This is a genomic window from Salinivibrio socompensis S35 (assembly GCF_000513715.1).
In the GTDB taxonomy this organism is placed as follows: Bacteria; Pseudomonadota; Gammaproteobacteria; order Enterobacterales; family Vibrionaceae; genus Salinivibrio; species Salinivibrio socompensis.
Window position 1 is genome coordinate 1 of sequence record NZ_AQOD01000251.1, and the last position, 2,800, is coordinate 2,800.

At 49.2% G+C, this 2,800-nt stretch carries 2 tRNA genes and 2 rRNA genes; all 4 read right to left on the reverse strand.

The annotated features are described in order from the left end of the window. A 23S ribosomal RNA gene (locus DZ54_RS0117455) occupies positions 1-380 on the reverse strand; the annotation flags it as partial. A gap of 298 nt (positions 381-678) precedes the next feature. After that, positions 679-754, reverse strand: a tRNA-Ala gene (locus tag DZ54_RS0117460). A gap of 40 nt (positions 755-794) precedes the next feature. Then, positions 795-871, reverse strand: a tRNA-Ile gene (locus DZ54_RS0117465). Between the two features lie 75 nt (positions 872-946). After that, a 16S ribosomal RNA gene (locus tag DZ54_RS0117470) occupies positions 947-2,515 on the reverse strand. Positions 2,516-2,800 lie beyond the last annotated feature (285 nt).

Sequence of the window (2,800 nt, forward strand, 5' to 3'; positions counted from 1 at the left end):
GATATCACGTGTCCCGTCCTACTCGTTTTCACACATATGGCGCCGTCGGTTACGGGGCTATCACCCTTTGTTGCCAGGTTTTCCAACCTGTTCACCTAACGCCAAGTCTGCTTAAGGCTAATCCGGGGTCGCTCGCCGCTACTGCCGGAATCTCAATTGATTTCTTTTCCTTCGGGTACTTAGATGTTTCAGTTCCCCGAGTTCGCCTCTTAGCGCTATGTATTCACACTAAGATACCTGCTTATGCAGGTGGGTTTCCCCATTCGGACATCCCAGATTCAAATGGCTTTTACTGCCTTATCTGGGCTTTTCGCAAGTTAATACGTCCTTCATCGCCTCTGACTGCCAAGCATCCACCGTCTACGCTTAGTCACTTAACCATACAACCCCAAAAGGTCTTGCTTATTTACTTTCACTTTTAAACAGTGAAAACAAACGGTTTAAACAACTAAGGTTTTGTTTTTGCCGGACTCAAATAGAAACTTTGCTTATCGTAATAAGACAAAGTCCAAGCACACTTGATTGTGTGAGTGACATGATATGTCACTGATTGAGAACTTTACTGTCATTCTTAAAGAATGACTTGTCAGCTTTCCAGATTGTTAAAGAGCATGTGTATTTATCACGACGATAAACCACTTTTTAAAGGCACTTATCACTATAAATACGCTTAAAAAGTGGTGGAGCTAAGCAGGATCGAACTGCTGACCTCCTGCGTGCAAGGCAGGCGCTCTCCCAGCTGAGCTATAGCCCCACATTGATTACTTTGTTATCCAACACATTTGGGGATGTGTTGGTGGGTCTGAGTGGACTTGAACCACCGACCTCACCCTTATCAGGGGTGCGCTCTAACCAGCTGAGCTACAGACCCATCAAATCAATGATGTGCTCTCTTTATAACTTCAACCTATACAATCTGTGTGAACACTCGCAAGAATAGCGTCAGTAAGGAGGTGATCCAGCCCCAGGTTCCCCTAGGGCTACCTTGTTACGACTTCACCCCAGTCATGAACCACACCGTGGTAAACGCCCTCCCGAAGGTTAAGCTATCTACTTCTGGTGCAGCCCACTCCCATGGTGTGACGGGCGGTGTGTACAAGGCCCGGGAACGTATTCACCGTGGCATTCTGATCCACGATTACTAGCGATTCCGACTTCATGGAGTCGAGTTGCAGACTCCAATCCGGACTACGACAAACTTTAAGGGATTCGCTCAACATCGCTGTCTCGCTGCCCTCTGTATCTGCCATTGTAGCACGTGTGTAGCCCTACTCGTAAGGGCCATGATGACTTGACGTCGTCCCCACCTTCCTCCGGTTTATCACCGGCAGTCTCCCTGGAGTTCCCACCTTTACGTGCTGGCAAACAAGGATAAGGGTTGCGCTCGTTGCGGGACTTAACCCAACATTTCACAACACGAGCTGACGACAGCCATGCAGCACCTGTCTCAGCGCTCCCGAAGGCACGCCTCTATCTCTAAAGGCTTCGCTGGATGTCAAGAGTAGGTAAGGTTCTTCGCGTTGCATCGAATTAAACCACATGCTCCACCGCTTGTGCGGGCCCCCGTCAATTCATTTGAGTTTTAACCTTGCGGCCGTACTCCCCAGGCGGTCTACTTAATGCGTTAGCGCCGAAAGCCAAAGTCTAAAACCTCAACCTCCAAGTAGACATCGTTTACAGCGTGGACTACCAGGGTATCTAATCCTGTTTGCTACCCACGCTTTCGCATCTGAGCGTCAGTCTTTGTCCAGGGGGCCGCCTTCGCCACTGGTATTCCTTCAGATCTCTACGCATTTCACCGCTACACCTGAAATTCTACCCCCCTCTACAAGACTCTAGCCTGCCAGTTTCAAATGCGGTTCCGAGGTTGAGCCCCGGGCTTTCACATCTGACTTAACAAACCGCCTGCATGCGCTTTACGCCCAGTAATTCCGATTAACGCTCGCACCCTCCGTATTACCGCGGCTGCTGGCACGGAGTTAGCCGGTGCTTCTTCTGCAGCTAACGTCAAGCCGTGCACGTATTAAGTACACGACCTTCCTCACTGCTGAAAGTGCTTTACAACCCGAAGGCCTTCTTCACACACGCGGCATGGCTGCATCAGGGTCTCCCCCATTGTGCAATATTCCCCACTGCTGCCTCCCGTAGGAGTCTGGGCCGTGTCTCAGTCCCAGTGTGGCTGATCATCCTCTCAAACCAGCTAAGGATCGTTGCCTTGGTAAGCCATTACCTTACCAACTAGCTAATCCTAACTGGGCCCATCCCAACGCGATAGCTTACATGTAGAGGCCACCTTTGGTCCTGACTCTAACGAACCAAGACATTATGCGGTATTAGCCGTCGTTTCCAACGGTTATCCCCCTCGTCAGGGCAGGTTCCCAGCCGTTACTCACCCGTCCGCCGCTTGACGTCCAACAAATCCACCGAAGCTTCAATGCTGCCGTTTCCGCTCGACTTGCATGTGTTAGGCCTGCCGCCAGCGTTCAATCTGAGCCATGATCAAACTCTTCAATTAAAGTTCTTTTGTTTGCTTTCCTCGAAAGGAAAGACAAACAGCTCGATAACTACTGTTTTGTTTATCTCTTACGAGACAAACGAATTGACTGTGCCGAACAACTATAAAAGTTGTATCGTATTGGTCACTCAGTGTATCGAATAAATCTTTTTGTCTATTCTCAACGAGTGCCCACACAGATTGCATAGGTCAAATTGTTAAAGAGCGTTGACTGTACGAAGCTTCGCTTCACTTGGTCAGGGCTGCGTATCTTACGCACCTTACCATCAAAGTCAAGAAGAAATA